The 25,325-nt window shown below is 36.4% G+C and carries 25 protein-coding genes; all 25 read right to left on the reverse strand.

The window, feature by feature from the left end; translation table 11 throughout:
- Positions 1-311 precede the first annotated feature (311 nt).
- The 25 genes from BUC06_RS22145 to BUC06_RS22265 all read right to left on the reverse strand — a co-directional run bounded on the left by BUC06_RS22145 (position 312) and on the right by BUC06_RS22265 (position 25,123).
- The gene (locus BUC06_RS22145; RefSeq protein WP_073336636.1) at positions 312-2,477 is read right to left on the reverse strand and encodes a T9SS type A sorting domain-containing protein; all 2,166 of its coding nucleotides are present in this window, start codon (positions 2,475-2,477) and stop codon (positions 312-314) included.
- Between the two features lie 186 nt (positions 2,478-2,663).
- The gene (locus BUC06_RS22150) at positions 2,664-3,062 is read right to left on the reverse strand and encodes a DUF3060 domain-containing protein (protein WP_167367462.1); all 399 of its coding nucleotides are present in this window, start codon (positions 3,060-3,062) and stop codon (positions 2,664-2,666) included.
- A gap of 208 nt (positions 3,063-3,270) precedes the next feature.
- Positions 3,271-4,761, reverse strand: a complete 1,491-nt coding sequence (locus BUC06_RS22155) for an MFS transporter (protein WP_073336638.1) — start codon at positions 4,759-4,761, stop codon at positions 3,271-3,273.
- Positions 4,762-4,867: 106 nt separating this feature from the next.
- The gene (locus BUC06_RS22160) at positions 4,868-6,046 is read right to left on the reverse strand and encodes an acetyl-CoA C-acyltransferase (RefSeq protein ID WP_073336640.1); all 1,179 of its coding nucleotides are present in this window, start codon (positions 6,044-6,046) and stop codon (positions 4,868-4,870) included.
- A 57-nt stretch (positions 6,047-6,103) separates the two neighbouring features.
- Complete coding sequence (locus BUC06_RS22165) at positions 6,104-6,517, reverse strand: hypothetical protein (RefSeq protein WP_123880577.1); 414 nt, start codon at positions 6,515-6,517, stop codon at positions 6,104-6,106.
- A complete protein-coding gene (locus BUC06_RS22170) occupies positions 6,514-6,918 on the reverse strand; it encodes a hypothetical protein (RefSeq protein WP_073336644.1) in 405 nt (134 codons plus the stop codon). The genes BUC06_RS22165 and BUC06_RS22170 overlap by 4 nt, the downstream gene beginning before the upstream one ends.
- Before the next feature lie 149 nt (positions 6,919-7,067).
- Positions 7,068-8,165: an OmpH/Skp family outer membrane protein gene (locus tag BUC06_RS22175; protein WP_073336656.1), complete on the reverse strand. Its 1,098-nt coding sequence runs from the start codon at positions 8,163-8,165 to the stop codon at positions 7,068-7,070.
- An 82-nt stretch (positions 8,166-8,247) separates the two neighbouring features.
- Positions 8,248-8,940: a hypothetical protein gene (locus BUC06_RS22180; RefSeq protein WP_073336660.1), complete on the reverse strand. Its 693-nt coding sequence runs from the start codon at positions 8,938-8,940 to the stop codon at positions 8,248-8,250.
- Entirely contained in the window at positions 8,906-9,460 is a 555-nt protein-coding gene (locus BUC06_RS22185; RefSeq protein WP_073336661.1) for an RNA polymerase sigma factor, read from the reverse strand. The genes BUC06_RS22180 and BUC06_RS22185 overlap by 35 nt, the downstream gene beginning before the upstream one ends.
- Positions 9,461-9,576: 116 nt before the next feature.
- Complete coding sequence (locus BUC06_RS22190; RefSeq protein ID WP_073336663.1) at positions 9,577-10,959, reverse strand: nucleoside permease; 1,383 nt, start codon at positions 10,957-10,959, stop codon at positions 9,577-9,579.
- 22 nt (positions 10,960-10,981) lie between these two features.
- Positions 10,982-11,581, reverse strand: a complete 600-nt coding sequence (locus BUC06_RS22195) for a bifunctional nuclease family protein (protein WP_073336665.1) — start codon at positions 11,579-11,581, stop codon at positions 10,982-10,984.
- 203 nt (positions 11,582-11,784) lie between these two features.
- A complete protein-coding gene (locus BUC06_RS22200; RefSeq protein ID WP_073336667.1) occupies positions 11,785-12,732 on the reverse strand; it encodes an electron transfer flavoprotein subunit alpha/FixB family protein in 948 nt (315 codons plus the stop codon).
- A gap of 42 nt (positions 12,733-12,774) precedes the next feature.
- Complete coding sequence (locus BUC06_RS22205) at positions 12,775-13,521, reverse strand: electron transfer flavoprotein subunit beta/FixA family protein (RefSeq protein ID WP_065394252.1); 747 nt, start codon at positions 13,519-13,521, stop codon at positions 12,775-12,777.
- A gap of 154 nt (positions 13,522-13,675) precedes the next feature.
- A complete protein-coding gene (locus tag BUC06_RS22210) occupies positions 13,676-14,380 on the reverse strand; it encodes an SDR family oxidoreductase (protein WP_073336668.1) in 705 nt (234 codons plus the stop codon).
- A 76-nt stretch (positions 14,381-14,456) separates the two neighbouring features.
- Entirely contained in the window at positions 14,457-15,362 is a 906-nt protein-coding gene (locus BUC06_RS22215) for a T9SS type A sorting domain-containing protein (protein ID WP_073336669.1), read from the reverse strand.
- 285 nt (positions 15,363-15,647) lie between these two features.
- Positions 15,648-16,565, reverse strand: coding sequence for a T9SS type A sorting domain-containing protein (locus BUC06_RS22220; protein WP_073336671.1), 918 nt, complete (start codon positions 16,563-16,565; stop codon positions 15,648-15,650).
- Between the two features lie 138 nt (positions 16,566-16,703).
- Positions 16,704-18,083, reverse strand: a complete 1,380-nt coding sequence (locus BUC06_RS22225) for a dipeptidase (RefSeq protein WP_073336673.1) — start codon at positions 18,081-18,083, stop codon at positions 16,704-16,706.
- Positions 18,084-18,160: 77 nt separating this feature from the next.
- Positions 18,161-18,823, reverse strand: coding sequence for an OmpA family protein (locus tag BUC06_RS22230; protein WP_073336677.1), 663 nt, complete (start codon positions 18,821-18,823; stop codon positions 18,161-18,163).
- Positions 18,824-18,878: 55 nt separating this feature from the next.
- On the reverse strand, positions 18,879-20,027 hold the full coding sequence (locus BUC06_RS22235; RefSeq protein ID WP_073336690.1) for a class I SAM-dependent methyltransferase: 1,149 nt from the start codon (positions 20,025-20,027) through the stop codon (positions 18,879-18,881).
- A gap of 65 nt (positions 20,028-20,092) precedes the next feature.
- Complete coding sequence (locus tag BUC06_RS22240) at positions 20,093-20,272, reverse strand: GxxExxY protein (RefSeq protein ID WP_073336678.1); 180 nt, start codon at positions 20,270-20,272, stop codon at positions 20,093-20,095.
- 84 nt (positions 20,273-20,356) lie between these two features.
- Entirely contained in the window at positions 20,357-20,797 is a 441-nt protein-coding gene (locus BUC06_RS22245; RefSeq protein WP_073336679.1) for a DinB family protein, read from the reverse strand.
- Positions 20,797-21,960 carry a methylmalonyl-CoA mutase family protein gene (locus tag BUC06_RS22250; RefSeq protein WP_073336680.1) on the reverse strand — a complete coding sequence of 388 codons (1,164 nt, stop codon included), beginning with the start codon at positions 21,958-21,960 and terminating at the stop codon, positions 20,797-20,799. The genes BUC06_RS22245 and BUC06_RS22250 overlap by 1 nt, the downstream gene beginning before the upstream one ends.
- Positions 21,961-22,173: 213 nt before the next feature.
- The gene (locus tag BUC06_RS22255; RefSeq protein WP_073336682.1) at positions 22,174-22,530 is read right to left on the reverse strand and encodes an FtsB family cell division protein; all 357 of its coding nucleotides are present in this window, start codon (positions 22,528-22,530) and stop codon (positions 22,174-22,176) included.
- 1 nt (position 22,531) lies between these two features.
- The gene (gene udk / locus BUC06_RS22260; protein WP_073336684.1) at positions 22,532-23,146 is read right to left on the reverse strand and encodes a uridine kinase; all 615 of its coding nucleotides are present in this window, start codon (positions 23,144-23,146) and stop codon (positions 22,532-22,534) included.
- 138 nt (positions 23,147-23,284) lie between these two features.
- Positions 23,285-25,123: a T9SS type A sorting domain-containing protein gene (locus tag BUC06_RS22265; protein WP_073336686.1), complete on the reverse strand. Its 1,839-nt coding sequence runs from the start codon at positions 25,121-25,123 to the stop codon at positions 23,285-23,287.
- Between the last annotated feature and the right edge of the window lie 202 nt (positions 25,124-25,325).

Here is a 25,325-nt window from a genome sequence, read left to right on the forward strand (position 1 = left end):
CCGCTGAATATAAGCAAAACTCAAGCCGAATTGCAATTTATTACTAGATAAAAATTCTTTTCCTTTTAATGAAGCCAACAAAAAATCAGGCTATTTTATTAAAACAAAGTAAAAAGCCTGAATTCATCAGGCTTTTACTATTATGTTTGAACGGCAAAAAGGGATATTAAGTTACAATTAGACCTGTCATTTTCTTGCCATTGGCAGAATTTGATGGGTGCTATTAAAATAGAATGACGATAGGTCGTACCTCTTCTATTTTGTTCCTCAACAATTTCCTTTTTCCCATATCAAGCTTCTTAATTCTTTAATTATTGTTTGATAAATTTTTTATTGATCGTCTGCTTATCCGTTTCTACTGTTAGAATATAGTTTCCGGTCTGGATAGATGAAACATTTACTTCCTGTTTATTTCCTTTCAGTGAGGATGCCGACATCACAAGTCTTCCTGCTTCATCATATATTGTATAAGATCTTAAAACGTCTTTAGAAGAAATAACGATCATATTTTTGGCAGGGTTGGGATAAACCGTTATTGTATTATCATTTTTAGTGACGTCATTAACCCCTAAAACATTGCACGAAAAATTAACTTTCCATCCATTATCCGTCACTCCGGGATCAGATACAAACTTTACCGTAATGGCTCCGGAAGAATGAGTAGAAGTAAAAGGACCCGGTATTGTGCTTCCTGTGAGATTATTGCCATTCGCAAATACAGGGGAAGCAGTAGAAGGTCCGTTATAGATAGACATGAAATCATAGTCCTGCTCCAAAGCAAATTCTGTAAAATTCATTGTCAGTGCTCCTGAAGAAGGATAAAATGTTTTAACAATTGTTTCGTTATTGTCGTATCCTGCAGTCTGACCTCCAGTATCTGTAAACGATGTGCCATCACACCATGCTCCATCTGTAAGAAAGAGCTGAGTTCTCTGATAAGCATTGGATCCGGAACAGTTCGTTCCTACTGACAATTTATAATACGTTGCAGGCTGAAGGTTACTAAAATTAAGTGCCTGAGCACTTGTATTTCCTGATTGTACAAGGGAACCGTCTGTTTTGGTCAGTTTATATTTCCACGATGCCGACACTGCGTCAGTAAATGCTGCATTAGCGGAAACCTGTGTAATATTTGATATGTTCATTTGTGTAATGGTAGATTCACATGCGCTAGTACAATTGGTTCCCAGACATGGTTTTGACTCAACGGTATTTCTGATCAAAGCAGCAGGCTGCGGTCCAAATCCATTATTAAAGCTAATTCCTACTCCGGAAATGAGGTGACAGTAGCTCATAATAGATCCTTTCACTGTTGTCGAGGGAATTGGTCCTGTACATCCTTCGCTGTAACCAGCCTGAGCTCCGCATCCGTCAATTGCAGTATTATTTCCGTTCCATGCACACGCATGCGTATGCGGAGATCCTAAACTGTGTCCCATTTCATGGGTCATCGCCTGAATCGTCCATGAATACACAGGAACATTAGAATAGGTCTGTGAAATCCCCGAATACGCATGTTTATAGGTCCCACATAGAGAATTGACATACGCAACACTCGTTGTAGCTGGAGCGTTGATCAGATGCGCAAGATCACCATTAAATGTCTGCCTGTTATTCCTAAAACTCAAAAGATTATTGTTTGGAGTTCCCGTGTAGGGATCCTGTGTGGTCCAGATAAAAATCTCATTCAATGCTACTTTAATCTCATCATTACTGTAGAGTGTGGCAATATTGTTATGAACGGCAGTCAGCCAGTTTGTAGTAGTGGTTACATCAGAATTATTATTCTGATATGGCTTAAAACATACTTCATAGTAGATTCTCACACAATTCTCCGTCATCGCTTTTTTATCTGTAGCCGGATTGAATGAAATATTTTTTGCCTGATTTTCTTTCAGCTCATCTACTCCACATACGAAAGGGTTAGCTCCTGTGAGTTTTGCTTCTGAATAGCTTACAAATTCTTCAGCATTTTTTGCTTTTCCAAGAACCACATTTCCAAGCTCAGAAGTAGAAGCCACACCTACGATATCACCGTTAAAGAAACTGAAAGCTGCAATAGAAGTATCATCTCCTTTTACAATTCCAATATAGTAGGCTCCCGGAGTATAGTTTACTATTTCTCCCTTATTGGTCACCACTTTGAAATCATTGGTGAAAATCTGATTTTTATAAAGCTCTACAGTAATCTGTTTATCTCCTTCAAAAGGAAAGCTTATTTCAAGGTAATCGGGTTTTTCAGCAACAAGCCTTTTCAGTTGTGCAGATTTAACATTCATGACGGTAATGTCGGTCGCTGCTCTTTTGTATTCGGCGAGCTTTTGTGTTGACTTATTCACGTCAAACAGATCATACTTCTGAAAAGTATTTTTTTCTGCATGATAATCGGAAATTTTTTGTGCAACAGGTCTCAGTTTTTGGGAAAAGCCAAGGACAAAGCATTGCAGCAAGCATAGCAGTAGAATTTTTCTTGTCATATTTCACTTAATTAGATATACAAATAAACAAAAAAAATCAAACTATAGTGAAAAAATAATTACATTTTAATACAAATTTTAATGTAACTATCAATGAAATGACAGATAGAACAACATTTCTTAAATGGAGGTCAACTTAAATAAAAGGAACTGAATTTTCACATCCAGTTCCTTTGCTATTTCTTACTATACAGTTTTTTCTATTTTTTTTTGAACACTATTCCCTACTCCTGTTGTAGAAATATTGGGTTTACCTGTTTTTGTAGGTGACTCTCTATAAAAAACTTTATTTGTTGTTCCTTCCAAGACAACGCGGGTCACCTTATCTACGTAGACCGTATTACCTGAACCTGACACTTCAAGTTTTGCAGCAAAACCATTGATTGTAATTACGTTGTTGACCCCCGAAACAGTAGCATTGCCACCATCTGATGAAAAACTCTGCTTGTGGCCCACCCCATCAATTTCAATATTTTTCCCTTTCTTAGTACTTGTTCCAAATTCAGAATTTGTTTCCGAATTTTTTTGAGCATGTGTTAAACCTATTCCTATAAAAAGAATAGATGCGATAAGTGTTTTTTTCATAATATCCATATTAATTTTGATTCAAAACTGCTGCAATTAAAATGCCAGTAAGCTGATTCACAATGATAAAAAGAATTAACATCTGTTCATTTGTGAGGGTATAAAGTAGTAAAATACCTATTCTGCATCACAAAAAAGGATGTCCTAAAGTAAGACATCCTTTTTATTGTTCTTTTGCTAAAATTATATTTCAGCATTTGAAATTCTTTTACAAAGTATCTCTGTCTTTCAACATATTGACTTTTAAGAATCGGATCAGGATAAGTCCCGTCGCGAAAAATAAGGTCATTGAAAGGGCTGCGATACGCATATTATTGAAATGTTCAATGAGTGTTGCAAAGATAAACGTCCCGATAATGATCGCTATTTTTTCCAGTACATCGTAGAAACTGAAGTAGGTGGTATTTTCCATAGAATTTTCAGGAAGAAGTTTTGAATAAGTAGATCTGGACATCGCCTGCAGCCCGCCCATGACCAATCCTACTACTGCCGCCACCCCATAAAACTGATATTCCACCGTAGGGTTTTCTTTGTTCAGGAAATAGGCCCATAGACAAGCAACGATCCATAATACAATCGCAATAGAGATGACATTCTTATTTCCAATCTTTCTTGATAATCTGGAGAATATAACAGCTCCGATAATGGCTTCGATCTGAATTACCAAAAGCGTTCCGATGAGTTTATCCTGAGCCAGATTGATTTCACTCTTTCCAAATAAGGTCGCCATTAAGAAAATGGTCTGCATTCCTACACTGTAAAAGAAGAAACTTGAAAGGAAAAACTTCAGGTTTTTATCTTTAAACAATTCCCCGCCTACTTTAAACAGCTCATGAAAGCTTTCTTTAGCAATATCTTTATAAAAGCTCATATTGTCCTTCAACACTTCAAAGAAACCGCCCTGCTCTTCATGTCTTTTAAAGATATTCTTATAGTTGAGAAGCACCAGGTCTTTGGGTAATTTCTCTTTAACATCTCCAAACTGAGGAAGGTGCTTGAAAGTATACTGGGAAAAACCGAACCACCAGGCACCGGTCAACAGAAAGCTTATTCTTGTGAATAAAAGTTGTTGTGCCGCTCCTTTGGCAAAAACCTGAATCAGTACCAGGCAGATCACCACAAGAACTACAGAACCCAGATATCCGTACACATATCCTTTTGCGGAAAGTGCATCCTGTTTATCCCGCGTTGCAATATCCGGCAGAAAGGAGTTGTAAAACACCAGACTCCCCCAGAATCCGACACTCGCGGTAATACTGAACAAAAGGCCTAAAAATACATTATGCATTCCTGTAAACATCGCCAGCCCCATACATGAGGTAGCTCCAAGATAACAGAAAAACTGCAGGAATGATTTCTTATTTCCAATGGTATCAGCCAGTGAAGACAGGAACGGAGAAAGCAATACGACAATAAAAAATGATATCGTCAGTGAGTATCCGTAGACTGCATCAGGCTGATATTCTCTCCCGAATATTTTTATCATGTGCCTTACCGGAACATCAATCCACGATTTTGTTTCTTCCACGTACTCCTTTTTCTCGTAAGCAGTAGTCAGGATAGAATAGTAAATAGGGAAAATAGTAGAAGTAATAACCAATGAGTAAACAGAATTCGCCCAGTCGTATACGGCCCAGGCTTTCATAATCCGTGGATTATTCTTTATGTTTTGAGGTTGTTGATTCTCAATTTCAGACATTTCAATTAAATATTAATAGCACAAAAATAGAAAAACCATTAAGAAATCGATTAGAATTTAGAAAAATTATCGATTCCTTAATGGTAAAATATTCTTTGAGAGTATATTACATATTTTCAATCACGATAGCAGAAGCTCCACCACCACCGTTACAGATCGCTGCAGCGCCGTATTTTGCATTATTTTGCTTCAATACATTGATCAGCGTCACGATGATTCTGGATCCTGAACTTCCCAGTGGATGTCCGATCGCTACTGCTCCTCCGTTGACGTTCACTTTAGATGCATCCAATCCTAAGATTTTATTGTTGGCAAGACCTACTACAGAGAACGCTTCATTAAATTCAAAGAAATCGATATCTGAAATCTCTAAACCTGCTTTTTTAAGAGCGATTGGTAAAGCTTTTGCAGGGGAGGTTGTAAAGTTTTCAGGCTCCTGAGCAGCATCAGCATAAGAAACGATTTTAGCTAAAGGCTTAAGTCCTAATTCTTCCATTTTTTCTTTAGATACAAGAATTAAAGCAGAAGCTCCATCATTTAATGTAGATGCGTTGGCTGCCGTTACTGTACCATTCTCTTTTTTGAAGACCGTGGGAAGTGTAGGAAGTCTGTCAAAATTAACTGCTTTGTATTCTTCATCTTCTGAAAAAACAATGGGATCACCTTTTCTCTGAGGAATCTCAACTGATATTACTTCTTCAGCAAATTTACCTTCGCTCCATGCTTTTGCAGATCTTTTATAAGATTCTACAGCGAAATTATCCTGATCTTCTCTTGAAATACTATAATCTACCGCACATTTTTCTGCACATACTCCCATGTGAACTTTACCGTAAACGTCTGTAAGACCATCCAGCATCATTCCGTCCTGCATTTTGATATCGCCTAGCTTAGTGGCAACTCTTGCATTATAATAATGGGGAACCAATGACATGTTTTCCATTCCTCCGGCAACGATCACTTCAGCATCACCCGCTTTAATAGCCTGTGCTGCCATCGTAACGGCTTTCATTCCTGAAGCACATACTTTATTGACTGTAGTAGAAGGAGTCTCAATAGACAATCCTGCTCCCAGAGCTACCTGACGAGCCGGTGCCTGACCTTCTCCTGCCTGCAGCACATTTCCCATATAGATCTCCTGAACATTTTTAGGATCAAGATTGATTTTTTCTAATGCTCCTTTTACAGCAGCAGATCCCAGCTTTGTAGCAGGAACCGTTGAAAGGCTTCCCATAAAACTCCCTATCGGTGTTCTTACTGCGGAAACGATGAATACTTCTTTCATGTGTATTATATTTTACTTATTTTGACGAAATTCAGCCTTGCGGCTTTATTACCCTGTTTATTTTTTTTCTTTGATATAGATCACCTCGAACTGGTTATTATCAATCCTGGACTGTACTTTTATCAAATTATCCTGAGTTTCTACAATTTTATTGTTCAAAACATCCCCTATCTGTACCGGATCATTTTTATCTGATTTTTCCAGAACGATGGACTTGTAATTACAATCATCCACAAAAACAAGGGTAGATTTTATGTAATCTTTACCATTGTTAAAATATTCAGTCTGAACATTGTCTTTAATGGTCATATAAAAAATTCCTTCCGGGTAGTTGGCGCGCAAAAACTTCCCTGCTCGTATGTTTTTGCATTTTGCAGGCTGATCAGGCTTTTCAAACTCTGTATTTTGAGATTTAGCCTGGGAAAATGCCAGCATTAATAGAGCGGCTGATGCTATTTTTAAATGTTTCATATCTGTGTCCTTTGATCTCCTTTTTTATTACCTACTGCAAAAACCATAAGGATCGCTCCTAAAAATTCTACTATCCAGCCCCATTTTAACTTTACCACTCCTGCAAAAGTTTCTCTCCAGGATTTAAAAGGCAGAAAGCTAAAATACTCCAGAGACTGCATTTTGACGGCCACTAATGTCAATGCAAACAAAAGGATAAGCAGTATACCAAAGACCCTCACCACCTTAGCGCTGCTATTCACAATTCCAAAAACCGCACATGCTGAAAGAATCCAACAGGTAATAGCCAGATAATGGTCTAGTTTCCAGTAGTTCCAATTTCCGATAATAGGTACGTGAACAAGTGGCATAAAGCTGCCCGCCACGACTAATATCAATCCTAATAACTGAATGTTTTTCATATTTACTAAAGTGCCAAAATACAAAAAAAAACACACTTTTAAACAGTGTGTTTTAAAAACGGATGATTCCCGTACAAACATTTGTTAGTATCAATGAAAATTGATAAAAATTAAATAATATTCAATTAAAAGCCCATTTTATTATTTAATTAAAAAATGATGTTAACAAATTCAATACCAATCTGTACTCCGTATTTATTCTTCAGAAGTGCACTATCATTGAATATCGGGGTAAAATCCTTCTGAACAAATACTTTAAAACTTCCGTAGCTGATTCCAAATTTTCCACCCACGATAAAATCATTTACCCCATCCATTATTCTTTCTCTTTCTACAATTCGTCTTGAATTTTCATTGGAATATTTTATATAGTTTACGCTTCCCACTTTCACCCCACCATATACTCCCAGCACAAGGCTCAGTTGTCTTTTTTTATTATCAAGATATTGAACCCCTTCATATTCTAAATATTTTGGATTCAGTACAAATCTTAAATCAACAGGGATATACAGGTACATATTGTTGAACTGGGTTTTCTTTAAATTGCCCCTGTCGAAATCATCTACAAATAAATTATGATCTTCCTGCTTAAAGACTTTTCCGTATTTGGGAACATACTGATCAAATCTAACTCCTAAGCCTACACGATAAAACACGGGACTTTTAAAGCCTCCGATCTGACCTTCATATCTCAATGCCATCTGTGAAGAATTCATGATTGTATTTCTGGTGTCGGAGTCTTTATTGTAGAAGTTAAAAGGTTCATTTTTTGAAGTCAGTCCACTTCCCATCATACTGGCAGAAAGTTCTACGGTTTGTAAGGAATGTTGTGGACTTTTCTTTTTGTTCTGTCCCAATTTCATATTAAGACCATTAAGTCCCACCCACATTTCGTTTCTATGGTTACCGGCACTATCCCGATCCATAAAAACAGCATTCTTCACCATCTCTTTGGTGGCAGACTGCAGTTCACTCTGCTGGGCATCTACTTTCTCATTGATGGTTTGCTGGTATTTGGAAGCAATTTCCAAACGCTGCTTTTGCTTTTGTTCTGAGGTGATTTTCTTTTCTTTAAAATCTTTATCTATGATATCCAGTTCTGCATTCATTTTGGATTTTTCTGAAACCACAATGCTGTCGATTTTCTTGGAATAAGTTTTAATCTGTGGATTTCTGTCCGGATTTCTCTGGGCAGCAGTATAGGTAAAAGCCATTACAGCAGCCATGAAGATTAATTTCGTTTTCATATTTTTTTATTAATTTTTAGACAATACTTTTACTCTGTCCTCACTTCAGGACAGTAGGTTGATTTTATGAAAAATTTCAGATTTATTTAGATTCCAGATAAACGGTGACTCCCAAAACGGTTACATTCCCTACATTAGGAACAACTTTATCAAATTTGAAAGCTCCTAATTTTCGTTCATCTTTACCAGATTTCTCCCGGGCTTTATCCAACTCTCTGCCCAAAAGAAGTTCATCAGGATTGATATAATTTGATTTTTTAGCTTCTGCAATGACAGGAGAATTGGATATAACTGCATTCTCTGTATTTATCTTATTAACAGGAGTGTTTTCAGGTTGTTTAAAAGTATTTAGCTGTTCTTTATGCTCTGCAACCTGTATATTTGATACTTTTTTTTCTTTTTGGGGAATCAAAATTTTATCAGAGCTCATTTTTTCGTGATTTTCACTTACCTTTTTCTCTTCTATTCCCTTAATGGAATAGTCATTGGAGATAACGGACTGATTTTGAAAATCAGTATTGAGTGGATCTCCTGTTTTTTCAATCGCTTTTTTAACAATATAATTTGTTTCATAATTGTTAAAATAAATGAAAGTTCCTGCAGAAATGAACAGCAAGACAACTGCGGCATATTTCCACCACTGAAAAGAGGTTTTTAGAGGGATTTCAGACACTTCATCCAACTTCTCGTCTAATCTATCCCAAAGACCTTCAGAAGGCTTTATTTCGAGCCTTTCGTAATCAGACTTTAACTGTTTCAGTATCTCTTTTTTCATTTTCTTCTGTTTTTAAAAATTCTATCAGCCATTTTTTCGCTTTGCTCAGCTGGCTTTTGCTGGTTCCTTCTGAAATATTCAGTATTTCAGCAATTTCCTGATGCTTTTTCTCTTCAAAGACATATAAATTAAAGACAAGTCTGTATCCTGCGGGCATCTTTAAAAATATTTCCTCAATATTGAATCCCTCCAGTTTTTCATCCATATCTTCATCCGAATAATCATCTGCAATTTCTATATCAGCATAAAGAATATTCCTGTTTTTTCTGACAAAACTTATGGAATCATTTACAACAATCTTTCTCAGCCAGAAAGGAAAACTTTTCCAGTCTCTGCATTCATCAAGTCTGGTAAAGCATTTCATAAACGCACTCATCAGAATATCTTCTGCATCATGAAGGTTATTCGTATAAGAATTTGATAGGGCCAGCATTTTAGCTGAAAACATATCGTAAAGAGCTTTCTGAGCTTTCCGGTCCTGTTTTTTAGCCAGTAAAAAATTCTTTTCGAGGTTCTCCATGTATCGGTTTCTATCTGTAAGACGGAATATTTTGCAAAAGGTTGCCTGAAAATAAAAAAAAATTGCACCTTTTTTCAAAAGTGCAATGTAATATTTTAATAATCAATCCGATAGAATTAATGTTTCACTGAAGAAATATCTTCCGGATTATGCTTGTGCCTGAATAGAATAGCAAAGAATATAGCAAGAATCAATGCATAGATCGCAAATGAAAGCCAGATATTCTGCCAGTCTTTTACCATCACTACAGATGAAAGCGTTCCGTCAGCGTTCACCGCTGAATTGAAACTGTCTTTAAGAATTTGCAGGAAAGTAGGATTATCAGGGGTGGTATCCAGATAGGTTGACAGATCTGCAGCATTCGTAAATTTATGGGTGAAAAATTTATCGATCGCCCAGCCTGCAATATAACTTCCAAACAAAGCTCCAAAACCGTTCGTCATCATCATAAATAATCCCTGAGCAGATGAACGTATTTTTTTATCAGTCGTAGTTTCTACGAAAAGAGAACCTGAAATGTTGAAGAAATCAAATGCCATTCCGTAAACAATACAAGAGAAAATGATCAGTGAAAGTCCAAATCCATCCGGAACACCGTAGGCAAAGAATCCAAATCTCAGTACCCAGGCCAGCATTGACATCAGCATTACTTTTTTAATTCCAAATTTCTTCAGAAAGAAAGGAATTGCCAAAATAAATAAGGTCTCCGAAACCTGAGAAATTGACATGATAATCGTAGATCTCTGTACGACAAATGAATCTGCATATTTTGGGAAATGAGAGAATTCACTTAAGAATACATCTCCATACGCGTTGGTCAGCTGAAGTGCTGCCCCTAACAGCATAGAAAACAGGAAGAACAAAGCCATTTTGTAGCTTCCGAAAAGCTTAAATGCATTCAAACCTAATTGCTCAGATAAGGGTGCGCTTTTATCAATCAGTTTCTGTGGCGGACATTTTGGTAAAGTGAGCGCATAGATTCCTAATAATATAGCAATAGCCCCACCGATATAGAACTGTCCTTCTGTTGCTTTATTTCCTGTAAGATTGGTAATCCACATGGCTACAATAAATCCAATGGTTCCCCAAACACGGATTGGCGGAAAATCCTTCACCACATCCAGATTACTGTTTTTCAGAATCGTATAAGAAATGGAATTCGCAAGAGCAATGGTTGGCATATAAAAGCACATAGCCAGAAGCATCAGCGAGAAGAAAGAATTGGGATCAGCGGAATGAGGCAGTATAAAAAGTACCACACCATACAGGATGTGCAGTACCGAAAAGATACGCTCGGCATTGATCCAGCGGTCGGCAATGATTCCGGTAATGGTCGGCATAAAAATAGAAGCTATTCCCATGGTTCCGAAAACGGCTCCAAACTGGGTTCCGTCCCAGTGTTTTGTACCGAACCAAAAATTAGCCATCGTAATCAGCCAGGCTCCCCAAACGAAAAACTGGAGAAAACTGAGGATGGTCAGTCGTAATTTTAAATTCATAGTTTAGTATAAAATGTCTCTTTTAATCAATTTTCTTTTTTCTCCTTTTAATTTCTTCCTGAATTTCCAGAGCGGTATCAAAATCTTCTTCTTTTACGGCTTCATCAAGTAATTTTTGAAGTTCTTCCATAGAAACGGCTTTCAGATTATCTTCTGATTGCACGGTTTCTGAGAATGGCTGTTCTTCTTTTGAAACATCTTCCAGTTCCAGAAGAATTCCTGCTTCATTCAGTACCTGCTGTGTGGTGAAAATAGGCGCGTCGAATCTTACGGCCATGGCCACCGCGTCAGAAGTTCTTGCATCCAGAATCAGCTCTTCATCGTTAGCTTTATTTTTGAAATTAATATTGGAAAAAAATACGCCGTCTACGATCTGATAAATGATCACTGAAACCAATTCATAATTGGCTGAAACTATAAATTTTGTGAATAAATCATGGGTAAGCGGACGAGGCGGATGGATGTCTTTTTCCAGTCCTAATGAAATGGACTGAGCCTCGAAATTTCCTATGACAACAGGTAATTTTATATGTGTCTCTTCATGTTCCAGTAACAAAGCGTACGCCCCCGATTGGGTCTGACTGTACGATATTCCGCGAATAATTAGCTGCTTATAATCCATAGCTACAAATATAGATTAATTTTTTATTGTGATTTTAGTTTTACGCAAAAATAAAAGCCCGGAAAAGCCCGAGCTTTTATTTTTTATGTGTGAAAATTGTAAATAGTGAATGGGCAATTTTACTTCATAAGTGAATGCATGCTGTAACGTATTGATTTTATTCAATTGACAGCGTAGCGAATTGGCAATTCCCTATTGACTTTTTATCCTTTAATTGCTTTAATTTTCTCTGTTAATGCAGGAATAATCTGGAAAGCATCTCCTACTACCCCGTAATCTGCAGACTTGAAGAATGGTGCTTCAGCGTCGTTGTTGATCACTACAATAGTTTTAGAAGAGTTTACCCCAGCTAAATGCTGAATAGCTCCTGAAATACCTATTGCGATGTAAAGGTTAGGTGAAATTGCTTTACCTGTTTGCCCTACGTGCTCTGTGTGAGGTCTCCAACCGATATCAGAAACAGGCTTAGAACAAGCTGTAGCAGCTCCAAGAACGTTAGCCAGATCTTCAACCATACCCCAGTTTTCAGGACCTTTCATCCCTCTTCCGGCAGAAACAACAACTTCTGCTTCTTTAAGGTCTAATTTACCTGAACTCTGCTCATGAGAGATCACTTTAGTATCTTCATTGGCTACTGAAAGGTTTTTAACCTCTTCAGAACCTGATACTGCATTTTCTTTTACACCGAAAGCATTCTGAGAAACGGTGATGATCACCCCGCTCCCTTCTGCTTTGGCATGCATAAATCCTTTTCCAGAGAATGCTCTTCTTTTCACCTGGAACGGAGAAAGGCTCTCAGGTGCTTCCAAAACATTGGTAATTAAAGAATAGTTCTTCATTACGGCAAGCATGGGAGCAACTGAAGAAGCATCTGTAGTGTGGGGAAAAACAATAGTATTTCCGTCTGCCACTTCACTTACAGCCTGAGCAAATGCTTTTGCTGAAAAGTTCTTAAGACCTTCATCCTTGATATTGATGACGTTTGATGCTCCATATTTATACAATAAATCTGAAGAATCTGTAGGGTTTACAGAGATTGCCGTAACGGTATCTCCTGCCTGGTCTGCCACCGCTTTAGCATAAGAAACTGCTTCGAAAGCTGCTTTTTTGTAAACTCCGTTTATATTTTCTGCGTATACGAATACTGCCATTTTTTTAAAATTTAAAGATTAAAAAATTTAAGGAATAAAAGATTAGATAACTTTAGCTTCTTCGTGAAGTAATCTTACCAACTCATCCAGATTATCAGGAGAAACCATTTTCACAGCAGCTCTTGGCGGAACGCTGTCATAAGATACTCCCTGAACTTTCACTTCAGAAGAAGTGGGCTCTACTACTTGTAAAGGCTTCGTTCTTGCAGACATAATTCCTCTCATATTCGGGATGATAAGATCTTTTTCATCTACCAATCCTTTTTGTCCTGCGATCACGGCAGGTAATTTTACTGATATCGTTTCTTTTCCGCCTTCAATTTCTCTTACAGCAGTAGCTTCGCTTCCGTTTACATCCAATCCTACAGACGCGTTTACGAAAGGCTGATTCAATAACTGAGCGACCATTCCCGGAACAGATCCACCATTGTAATCGATCGATTCTTTTCCACAAAGAATAAGGTCATAACCTCCGTTTTGAGCAACGGCAGCAATTTCTTTTGCTGTAGAATAGCTGTCCTTAGGATCAAGGTTTACTCTCACTGCATCATTGGCACCAATAGCTAATGCCTTTCTGATTACTGGTTCTGTAGCAGCATCTCCTACGTTGATCACTGTTACAGTTGCACCCTGAGATTCCTGAAGTTTAACCGCTTTTGTTAATGCAAATTCATCTAAAGGATTGATTACCCACTGAATTCCATTTTTGTCGAAAGCAGATTTATCTGCCGTAAAGTTAATCTTGGAAGTAGTATCCGGAACACTACTGATACAAACTAATATTTTCATGTGTACTATTTTATTTTTTCCCGTTTGTGCATAAAAAACCTTACTGTTTTATGCTGAGATTTTGTTATATTTTACTTTTGCTAATATAATTAAAAAATATATTATGCATGCATAATACTTATTTTTTTACTATTCAATACATTAAATGCTTTTACTAGGCTGGTTTTGTTGCCCTAAACTCTATCTTGCTGGGTAATACGCGTGGATTCATTTTTAAAATATCGAGCACCAGATTCCCCATATCTTCAGGCTGGATCTTCCAGTTATCTTTTTCTGAAGGAACATTTCCGTTGAAATTTGTCGCTACAGATCCCGGCATAATAACGGTAGATTTGATATTGTATTTCCGGAGGTCAATCATTGCTGCCTGAGTAAATCCGACTACTCCAAATTTTGACGCATTATAACCCGTTCCGTTTTCAAAGAAGTTGGCTCCTGCCAGACTTGAAACCGTGATATAATACCCTTCCGTCTTTTTTAATTCTTCTACTGAAGCTTTTAATGTGTAAAAAGCACCTGTAAGATTGGTCTCTATCATATCATTCCATTCCTGGGCAGTCAGCTCATCTACGGGTTTAAATATTCCCAGCCCTGCATTGGCAATGACAAAATCCAGCCTTCCGAATTTCGCCACGGTAGATCTTACAGCATCTTCTTCACTTTCTAGGCTTCTTACATCCGAAACGACTCCTAGCACATTCTCAGAATACTGTTTAAGCTGTTCTTCAGCTTTCTCCACCTCCTGTCTCTTACGTCCTGAAAACGCCACTGAAATACCGTTTTCCAATAATATTTTTGCTATTCCAAAACCTATTCCTTTGGTCCCTCCGGTTATATAAGCTACTTTATGATCTGACATATTTGTAAATTTTAATGCTCTAAAATAACAAAAACGCTCCAATTGGAGCGTTTTTGTAGTTAAGAATTATTCTATCTTATTTTTTTACAATTCTCTCTGTTACTTTCCCGTTTGGAGTCTCAATATTCAGGATATAAACTCCGGATGATAAGTTACTCAAATCAACTTTATTACCAACAACAGGTGCTGCTAACTTTTTGCCTCCAAAATCATATACTTCTATTGAGTTTATTTTATCCTTAGATTCAACTATAACATAATCAGAAGTTGGATTTGGATATACTTTATAATTTAATTTCTGAGTCACTTCAGATGTTCCCAGCACACCGCTCACTACCTGAATTCCATCAAAATAAGCTGAACTATTATAATTATCATTGGTAATCGCTATATTTCCAACGAGAGTCCCTCCTGCAACTTGTCCAGTATGGATTAATGTTCCGTTTTGATAATATTTTGCCTCATTATTTGTAAAATCTAATTGTATCTTATAAGTATTCCATGCATTTCTGGTAAAATCCGCCCCTGTGTCAATGTAAGCAAGCTGAAGAGTTAGTGGATCCATATCAATTACCTGAATATTGTTCTGGAAATCAAATCTCATCCTTGCATTGATTGTACTTTGAGCAGGTGACTGTGGGGAAAAAAAGAAATCACATTCATCTCCTGCCGGAATGGATGATGTAAAATAGGCATTAAAATATATGGTTACAATCGGCCCATTTACAGTTACAGTAGGGCTGATGGGACCTGCTGCGGCATGATTTGTTCCATTATTACCTGTAATCTTTAATGACTGTGTTCCAGGCTTAGCCTGTTCTGTTGAAACCACTGCAATATGTGCTGCTGCTGTTCCACCCCAGCCTCCCTGGCCAGATATATTACCTGCATTAAATCCCTGAGCTGTTTCAAAGCTATAATTCATTTGTGCATTACCTATTAAAAAGCTGAATAATGCAGCAGTGAGTAAAATTTTCTTCATGATATTTTTTTATTATTAATTACTCCAGTAAATATAGAACTTTTATTCTAATTCGGAAAAATATCAACTTTAAAGAAGGTATAAGATTAATATTTTAACTAAAAAACAGAAAATATATCAATATTATCGATTTTAATAAATAAACACTACCCTAATCGTTTTTCTGAAAATATGAAACATTAAGAATATTTTAACTGAAAAATCAGTAAAAATTAACAAAATTCACCAAAAAAGGATTAAAACACAGTAAATCAATGAAATTCAAATCAATACACAATATTTGAGTTATTTTTTAATGAACTTCTGAGAAAAATCGCCTGTCTCCGTTTTTATATTTATCAGATAGGTCCCAACCGGTAGATTTGACACAGCCACTTTGTCATTTTCCAGCTTGACCTGAACTTTTTTCCCTGCAGAATCATATATTTCAATGCTTTTTATCTTACCCGGATAGCTGATCTTTATAAAATCTGAGGCGGGATTCGGATATAAGGATACATTGTTTTTATCTAAGGTATTATTGGCTGCAGATAGCAATGCTTCACTGTATACCTTAAGATTATCTATATATGCAGTTCCATCTGCGTTATCATGTACAAAACGCAATTGGTTCATCCCCATTGATTCTGCTGCTGTTCCTGAATAAATCAAAATTCCATTCAGATAATATTTGACATCTGCTGAAGTCCCTATCACTGTAAGTCTGTACCAAAGATTGGGTTGCCAGGTCCCTGATGTAGCCTCCATAACAGGAGTTCCTGAAATCATTCTCAGAACTTTAACATTTCCCGTATTATCAAAATCAAGTCTTACTACATATTTTTCTTCTGCGCTGCTTAATCCCTGAAAACTAAAAATTGATCCGTTGAGCTGTGACATATTGATATCAAAAGATACTGTAAAATTATCATAAGGAAGCATCATGGGAAGGTTGTCAAAGGCTCCGATGATAGGAATAGATTGCGTTCCGTAAGTATTTTCTTTTACAATCTTCAGGGAGTTCATTCCGTCCGTTGCATTTTCCGTGCAAATGGTCTGATTAAGTATATAAGGAGGGACATCTCCCGTTGGCGTACTGATCCACGTTCCCTGTGTGTGAATATCTCCCGTATAAAATCCATCTAAACTTTCAAATGAAATGATCTGTTGTGCCAGGGAAACCGTTGATAGCAAACAGATTGCGATAATGTAAATTTTTTTCATAGCATTATTTTTAGGTTGAATTAAAAATAAACACATAGATTAAGTAAAAAAATATCATTTGATAGGGATATTATCATAAAAAAGCATAAAGCGCTCCGAAATCCGAAGCGCTTTATACAATATTTTTTAAAATATTAACTATTTAGAATAATTCTCAAAGAATAATGGAATGCTTTCAATTCCTTTATAGAAATTAAACAAGCCGTAATGTTCATTCGGTGAGTGAATTGCATCTGAATCCAGTCCAAAGCCCATTAATACTGACTTAGCGCCTAGTACTTTTTCAAACATAGAAGTAATGGGAATACTTCCTCCACTTCTGTATGGAAGCACCTCTTTACCAAATGCCGTTTCCATAGCCTGTTTAGCTGCCAAAAATTCTTTAGTATCACTTGGCAATACATAAGGCATACCTCCGTGGTGAGGTGTTACTTTTACCTTTACGTTATCAGGAGCTATTTTTTCAAAATATTTTGTAAATTTTTCTGTGATTTCTTCGGGAGTCTGATAAGGAACCAGACGCATTGAAATTTTAGCAGAAGCCTTTGAAGGAATGACTGTTTTGGCCCCTTCTCCTGTATACCCTCCCCAAATACCATTGCAGTCCAAAGTAGGACGGATAGATGTTCTTTCAAGGGTAGTATAGCTTTTTTCACCTTCTACTCCGTTCAGACCGATGGATTTTTTGAATTCTTCAGGATTATCCTTCAGCTTATTCATCTCTGCTCTCTCTTCATCTGATACCACTTCTACGTTATCATAAAATCCGTCAATCGTAATATGTCCGTCTTCGTCAATCAGTTTAGCAATCATTCTGGAAAGTACATGGATCGGGTTTGGAACAGCTCCTCCATAAAGCCCCGAATGCAGGTCTCTGTTTGGACCTTCTATTTCAACTTCCACATAGCTTAAACCTCTTAATCCTGTAGTTACGGTAGGCTGTTCATTACTGTAAATATGGGTATCTGAAATCAGGATACAGTCACAAGAAAGCTTTTCTTTATTTTCGTTAACGAAATCTCCTAAGCTTACAGATCCCACTTCTTCTTCCCCTTCTAAGATAAATTTAACATTGCAAGGAAGTGTATTGGTTTTCATCATTGCCTCAAAAGCTTTCAGATGCATGAAAAACTGTCCTTTATCATCTGCTGAACCTCTTGCGAAGATGGCTCCCTCAGGATGCAGTGCTGTTTTTTCAATATATGGCTCGAAAGGCGGCTTTTTCCATAATTCCAGAGGGTCTGCAGGTTGTACATCATAATGTCCGTACACCAGCACCGTAGGAAGGTTTTTATCTAAAATTTTCTCTCCAAAAACGATCGGATAGCCTTTTGTTTCGCATACTTCCACATGATCTGCACCTGCATTTTTAAGATATTCTGCACATACGTCCGCACATTTCAATACATCATTTTTATAAGCCGGATCTGCAGAAATAGAAGGAATTCTGAGTAACTCAAATAATTCATCCACGAAACGCTGTTTGTTTTCGTTAATGTAATTTAATGTCTCTTGCATTTTAAAAATTTGTTTTGTTAAAAATAAAAAAAATGCCTTGCATGGGCAAGACATTGATATTTCTTTATTGTAAATTACTATTTGGTAAATCGAACAGACATTTTTCTGTCTGACGCTCTTTCCGAGTCAGAAGCTTTTGCATCTACGTGAGCAAACTGACTTCCGTATCCTTCAGCAGAAACGATTTGTGCTGTAGCTCCCAGTTTAGAAAGTTCAGCTTTGATAAAATTAGCTCTTTCCTGAGATAATTTTAAGTTTTTAGCTTCATCACCTGTCTTATCTGTATACCCTCCAATTTTGATTTTTGCATCCGGATAAGCCTTTAGAATTTTAGCTAAATTATCCAATTGGTCATGAGAACCAGCTTCCAATTGGTTAGCAGATCCTGTTTTAAAATTTACGTTGTCAAAATTATACCAAGTATTCTTCAATCCGTCTTCAGTAGCAGATGCATACTGTCCGGATTTCAGGTATTTGATCATACTGTCTTCCATTCCATTAGCAAAGCCTTTTAAAGCTACACCGTTCAAATCAATAGAAACCTGAGCTTTTTTTTCAGCATGTTCAGAACCGTGACCAGCTGCTGCTTCATGACCATGACTTTCACCACCCTGGTGATCATCAGAATATCTTTCTATTCCTTCTTCCAGTTTTAGAGTATTCTTGTTTCCTCCTGCCTGGATTTTTTTACAGCTTACAGCTACAGTTGCAATGGCTAAACATATAACTAATTTTCTCATGCTTAAATTTTAGATTCCCCAAAATTAAGCAATCCTGTTTTTTTCGGCAACATTTTTATACTGATTTTAAAATAATTTTACCTTTTTTGGATTGTGTAAAAATAAGATAGTCCTTTCCACCGTCTTTTATGGCATATTTCTTTTTGATATCTTCCGGTTTTAAAGGATAGTTCTTGGCAATGATATTGAACTGTCCTTTCTTTTTAATCTGTTTAGATTCAATAATTTCCATTTCAAAAACTCTTCCGGGGAAATCACTGATCTTTTGATCTGAAGTATAAAGATGGGTATTGGAGTGAAGTTTTTTCAGCCCCAATCTTTCTGAGATCAGATTAAAAATTCCGGCTTTTAAAACCGCATGATTGGGAATATAGATGAACTTTTCGGGTTCAGAGTATACAGCAAGCGAAGTTTCTTCTTCCCCAAAAGTAAATGTAAACTCAGATTCTCCACTTTCAAGATTAATACAGTTAACGGTAATTCCTTCGTTTTCCTTAGTGGAAAGGAAAATAACGACCTCCTTGACATCGTTTTTTACCGCTATGATTTCTATCCTGAAAATACATGGCAAAACTGATATGAGATATTTCAAATCGATCAGGGGAGAGAGCTTTATGATGACCTGATCTGCTGTCTCGAGTAATTTTTTTCTGATTTGAAGAATATCAGGCGAAAGATCTTCCAGAAGAAAGACTTTATTTTTGTTCTGATCTCTTCTTGCCGGATCTAAATAGATAATGTTGAAATATTCTTTATTGATCTGTAAGAAATCTTCCAGATTTTGATTGATAAACTTTGCTTTTCTGCCTAAAACATTCCAGTTATGTTCTACAATACCTAATAATTCCTGATTCTGTTCTACCAAAGTAACTTCATCAAAATTTTGAGATAAATAATAGGCATCAATTCCGAAACCGCTGGTCAGATCGACGAATTTCTTTCCTTTGAGGATTTGTGATTTATAGACTGCCGTTTTCTCTGATGATGCCTGCTCTAAATTAAGCTGTGGCGGGAAAACAATCCCTTCTTTCAGTAAGAAAGGAAATTTCTTCTGAGCAGTCTGTTTTCCTTTGATCTGCTGCACGATTTCCTGCATCGAAACATCTGGAAATGGAGATTTTTTCAATAGTTGAGCATGCAGATCTGTATTTAGATTTGCATTGATATAGTCCTGAATTTCTTTGTTTTTTATAATATTTCCCACAGAATACACAAATACCACAGATTTAAAGCCTATTAATTAATTTATAAGTCCATTTATTTTTCTAATTATACTTTTCCCTTAAATTTAATCGGAATACCAACCTGTGTTTGAATGTTCAATCCATTATTTTGTAATTCATGAGCTAGTACTTTTTCATATACTTTCTCAAAAAGTCCAGGTCCAAGTTCATTATAAACAGAAAATATAGACTTCCTGATATAAAAACTAATTTCATTTTCAGTCATTTGTGTAAATTTTGCTTATAACAAATCTACAAAATCTGTGGGAGCAAAAAAAGTACTCAAACGACCTCTGTACAACAGTAAAATTTACCTCTTATAAAAAATATAATCAGTTAACAAAGGTTCAATGCCGTTTTGTTTTAGAAGAGAATTGATCTGCCCTCTGTGATAGGTTGAGTGGTTTATAGCGTGGAACAGCATTTCAAAAATACTGTTTTCAAATTTCGTACCTCTTGAATTGTGATATTCTTTTCTTGTATCAAGATCCTGATTTTGAATAATATCAATACTTTTCAAAAAGTTTTGATGATTAATTCCATCAAGAGACTCAAAGGAATTGACTTGCCAGACTTCAAACGATTTCTCATCGAGTATCCGTGAGTTCCAGATCTGCTGGGCATTCAGGGTATGATTGATGAGACTGATTGTTTTTTCATCAACTGTTGTGATGTTTTCAGAAATTATCTGAATCATTTCTTTATTGAAATGATAGGTATATTCAAATAAATCAATCAGTTTTTCTTTCATTACTCAAACATTTCAGCCCAACGTACGGCTTTAATTTCTTTTTCGCTGTACATATCCCCGATTGATCTTTTAACGTCTAATTTGGGGTATAAATTGACTCCTATCAGCTTTATTTTTCCTTCTTCTACCCATTTTTGCTCTTCAACAGCCTGGTCGTAGATCTTTTTCTGAATACTTCCCTGCTTTAAAAGTTCAAGATAACCGCCACCTTCTTCGATCTCAATAAACCAGGTCCATGATTTTTCTGCAATCTGGCGGGTAATGTCTTCCACGTAATAGCTTCCATTCGATGCATCTTCAAATACATTGATGATGCTTTCGTACGCCAGCACAATCTGTTGCTTAAAAGAAATCTCTTCAGAAATATCCGTACTTCTGTTTACCTGATAATTAGTACTGAAGACAGCGTCTGCTCCGGCGATCATGGCTGAAGCCAGTTCTAACGTTGAGCGGATAAGGTTATTTTCATTATCTGCAATCGCTTTATTTCTTGAAGAAGTTTCTGCAAAGATGTAGGGCGTGTCATTTAAACCGTATTCTTTGGAAAGTTGATTAAAGACTATTTTAAAAGCTCTGAGTTTAGCCATTTCAAAGAAATAATTTCCTCCTACTGCTATTCTGAAGATCAGTTTATTTAAAATTTCAGGGCCATATACTTCAACAAGCTCCTTTGTTTTCGCCAGGGCAATTCCCAATTGCTGGTAAATCGCTGCTCCGGCATTCTGGTGAAGCGAAACATCAACGCAGATATTTCTTTTGAAATTTTTGGATAAAAGTTCTTTGGCCAGCTGATCATCAATCATGCCTTCATTTTCATTAAAAACATCAATCAATGAGAAGTATTGATCTTCTTCTTTTGGGCTGATGTGACCGGCCAGATCTTTATTATTAACAAAAATTGTTTTTTCCTCAAGATTGTCTACGTTCTGGTCTAAAATAAATGCAAATACATCTTCTTCCAGACTTTCATGATATTTTGCAACCAAATGGGTGCTTTCTTCAACTTTTGGCAGGTTAACCAATGGTTTCTGAACTTCGCTGTAAAAAGGCTGGACATCAATTCCTTCTAAATTTTCTTTCTTCAGGATAGAATAAATATCTTCTGTTTTAAGCTGCTTTTTAACTAATTTTTCCCAGTTTGGAAGGATATCTGTATTGGACATTGGCTATTTTTTATGGTCAATAGTGAATTTTTGCTTTGCAAATCAATGGTGAATCTATAAAAAATTTACGCTTGACGATTGACAATTCACTGTTGATATTTATATTACTTATCTTGTGAATGCTGAATTTTTGCTCCGCAAGTCTATAGTGAATCTATAAAAATTAATGATTGACACTTCGTTACAAAGCTAATTGACTACTCACATTTCAAATTATTTTTTAGCGACATTGACACTGTCTACCACCAAAATGAAGATCTCTTCATCCGGTTTTTTCATAAAATAATTTTCCCTTGCGTATTTTTCTTTTTCCGATTTATTGTTCATCAGCTTTTTATAAAAAGTATCATTTTTTTCATATTCCTTTTTATAGTATTCCAGCTGATCTTCGTAACGGCTTATTTCGCCATTGAGTTCATTAATAACAAGAAAAGAGGTTTTATCAAAGAAAATCATCCAGACCAGAAACATACAGATGGTAATGGTGTATTTATTCAGAACATATTTCTGAATGGTTTTGAACGTTTCAGACTTGGGCTGAATGTCTTTGATAAGCTTATTTTCTTCCATTTTAATGTTTTCTCAACGAATTTTTAATGACAGTGGTTAAAAAATCAATCGCTACGGAGTTCTGTCTCATGTTCGGAATGATCAAATCGGCTTCATTCTTCGACGGTTCTATGAATTCCTGATGCATTGGCTTCAATGTGGTCTGATAACGGTGAAGAACTTCACTCAGGTCTCTTCCCCTTTCCTGGGTATCTCTCCTGATTCTCCTAATCAGTCTTTCGTCCGAATCAGCATGAACGAATACTTTTAAGTCGAATTCTTTCAGTAACTCTTTATTCGTAAGGACCAGAATACCTTCTACTACCAATACATTTTTAGGTTCTACAGTGACGTGGTCGCCTGTTCTGGAATGCGTTACAAAGCTGTAAATGGGCTGTTCTATGGGCTCATTATTTTTTAAAGCTTTCACATGTTTTATCATTAAATCAAAATCAATCGACTTCGGATGATCATAGTTAAGCGCTTCTCTCTCGGTCAGTGTCAGATTCTGGTTATCGTGATAATAATTATCCTGAGAAAGGATATTCATTCCTTCAATATCAAGCTGTTGAAGTATTTTATCAACAACTGTAGTTTTGCCGGATCCTGTACCTCCAGCAATTCCTATTACAAGCATTCTTTTTTTGTTTCTTTATAGTTGGTACAAATATACTATTTTAGATGAATGCAAGTAAAACAATCCCAGCAGAATTTAGTTTAAACTAAAAAAATCCGATGCACTGCCACCGGATTTTAAAGATTCTCTTCAGGTTTTTTATTTCTTGATGAATTTTGCAGATAATTCAATTCCTTTTACGGTCAGAATATAGTTTCCGGACGGAAGATTGGAAACATTAATTTTGTTATTGTTATTTCCAATGGTTGTTTCCATTACTTTTCTGCCTTCCATATTATAAATTTCGGCTTTTTCTTCTTTATTTCCTTTTAATATAATGATCAATTGGTCAGAAACCGGGTTGGGATACACTGAAATCAAATTTTCTTTAGCTGTTTCTTTTGTACTCAGTACACAGCTGTATTCAGGAAGTACATATCCGGCTGCTGTAAATTCTTCTGTCATAGCCGTGATATTATTACAATTGAACCCGAACTGCCCCAACATATCTATAGCAGCCTGTCTTACAGCAATAGCAGCATTCTGTTGGTTTGTAGTTGAAGTTGTAAGGTCTAATCCTTCCAAAAAGGCCCTGTCTGTTTTTTCTTTACCTATTCTGTCGTAGATTCTCATCAATGCAGCAGACCATATCTGTGCTTTATCATAGTAAGATCCGGATCCGGGATAAGTCATGGTTGTATTGGTAATTCTTCCTGCCCAAAAAGGATTATGCCCGTCCCAGTTAAACATCCATTGATACTCGGGAGCTGATGAAGGCCATTGATTTAAGCTTCTGCTGTAAGAATGTGCCCAGTAGTCTCCGCATCCTTCGCTCAGACCGTCTGCGTTGGAAATTCCTCCGGCCAGCCAGTGATGAATTCCGTGTCCTAATTCATGCAGGATAACGTCGGCATCTTCGGCATCATCCACCCCTCCTTCTCCGAATCCAAGGGATTCACTTCCTGTCAGGTAATGAGAATTATCCGAACCATTAAAACCATGCGGATCGAATCTTAATACCCCATTGTTTTGTGAAGGCTTGCAAACAATTCCTAAAGTTACGTTGATGTATCTAAGGCTGTTATCAAGGTGCCAATAGGCATTAGCCGCTTCAAATCCATCATCACTTCTGTTAAACAAAAACTGATTGGTAGACTGTGTAAAAATACCTTTTGCAGGTGCTTCTATTTCTTTAATCTCCGCATACGTTCCTTTTAGGGTATAAATACCTCCTGTAAGATCAATTTCAGGAATGGTCACTAAAGTCCTTGCCGCATCCAGACTGGCATTGGTAGCATCATTATTATCTACAAAGTTACCTGCATAGGTTGATCCTGTTTTAGATAAAGGGTCTGGTTGAAAAATATAGGCACTTCCGGTTACAGAAGCTTTCTTTGCTTTTATTTTTTCATTTTTTTTCTTAGGAGATGGCTCATTTTTGTCATGGTGTTTCACTGCAATATCTTTCATACTGATTACAGTACCTGTTTTTGCATCTACAATGGTTTCCCAACTGCCGGGATTATCGAAGGAACTGGTCAATACTCTGTAAACCAGTTTTGTGTCTCCTGAATCTGTAATATAAATAAACAGCTTATTTTCCTCATAGGTAATTTGTCCTTTTGATGCTGAAGCAATATGAGCTTTTTTAACCGCCTCTGAGACAGGGAAAGAAGGAACTGTACTTACCTCCTTTAGATTATGTTTCAAGCTTTCTGTACCTGTATAGCTTATTTTACCCTCTTTATTGAAATGAATTACAATTTCAGACTGAAAAACAGGAACATCTTTTACCATCTGCTGAAAACGCAGCGTTTCTCCTGTATTTCCTTTACGTACTGATCGTAGTGTAAGTTCAGTGAATCCTGGAATTCCTAAACTTCTTGTATTTTCTTTGATCCAACCTCTTGCGTTAGTTTCAAAAGATGATTCCTGAGCCTGTACTACAGAGCAGCATAATATACCACAGAGAATCAGCGAAGTAATTTTTTGTTTCATTTATTAATATTTTAAAATAGTGTCTATTAATTGCTAATATAAATAAATTTAGTTCAATTATTCACCAATAAGTGCGTATTATTTATAATAAATGATGTTTTCAATAAAAGAGGCCGTCTCACAACTGAGGCGGTTTTTTTTGGTTATTATTTTAGGTTTTTATATTTTTATATTTGATAATCAGATATTTGTTTATGAATTT

The sequence above is a fragment of the Chryseobacterium carnipullorum genome (assembly GCF_900142785.1).
In the GTDB taxonomy this organism is placed as follows: domain Bacteria; phylum Bacteroidota; class Bacteroidia; order Flavobacteriales; family Weeksellaceae; genus Chryseobacterium; species Chryseobacterium carnipullorum.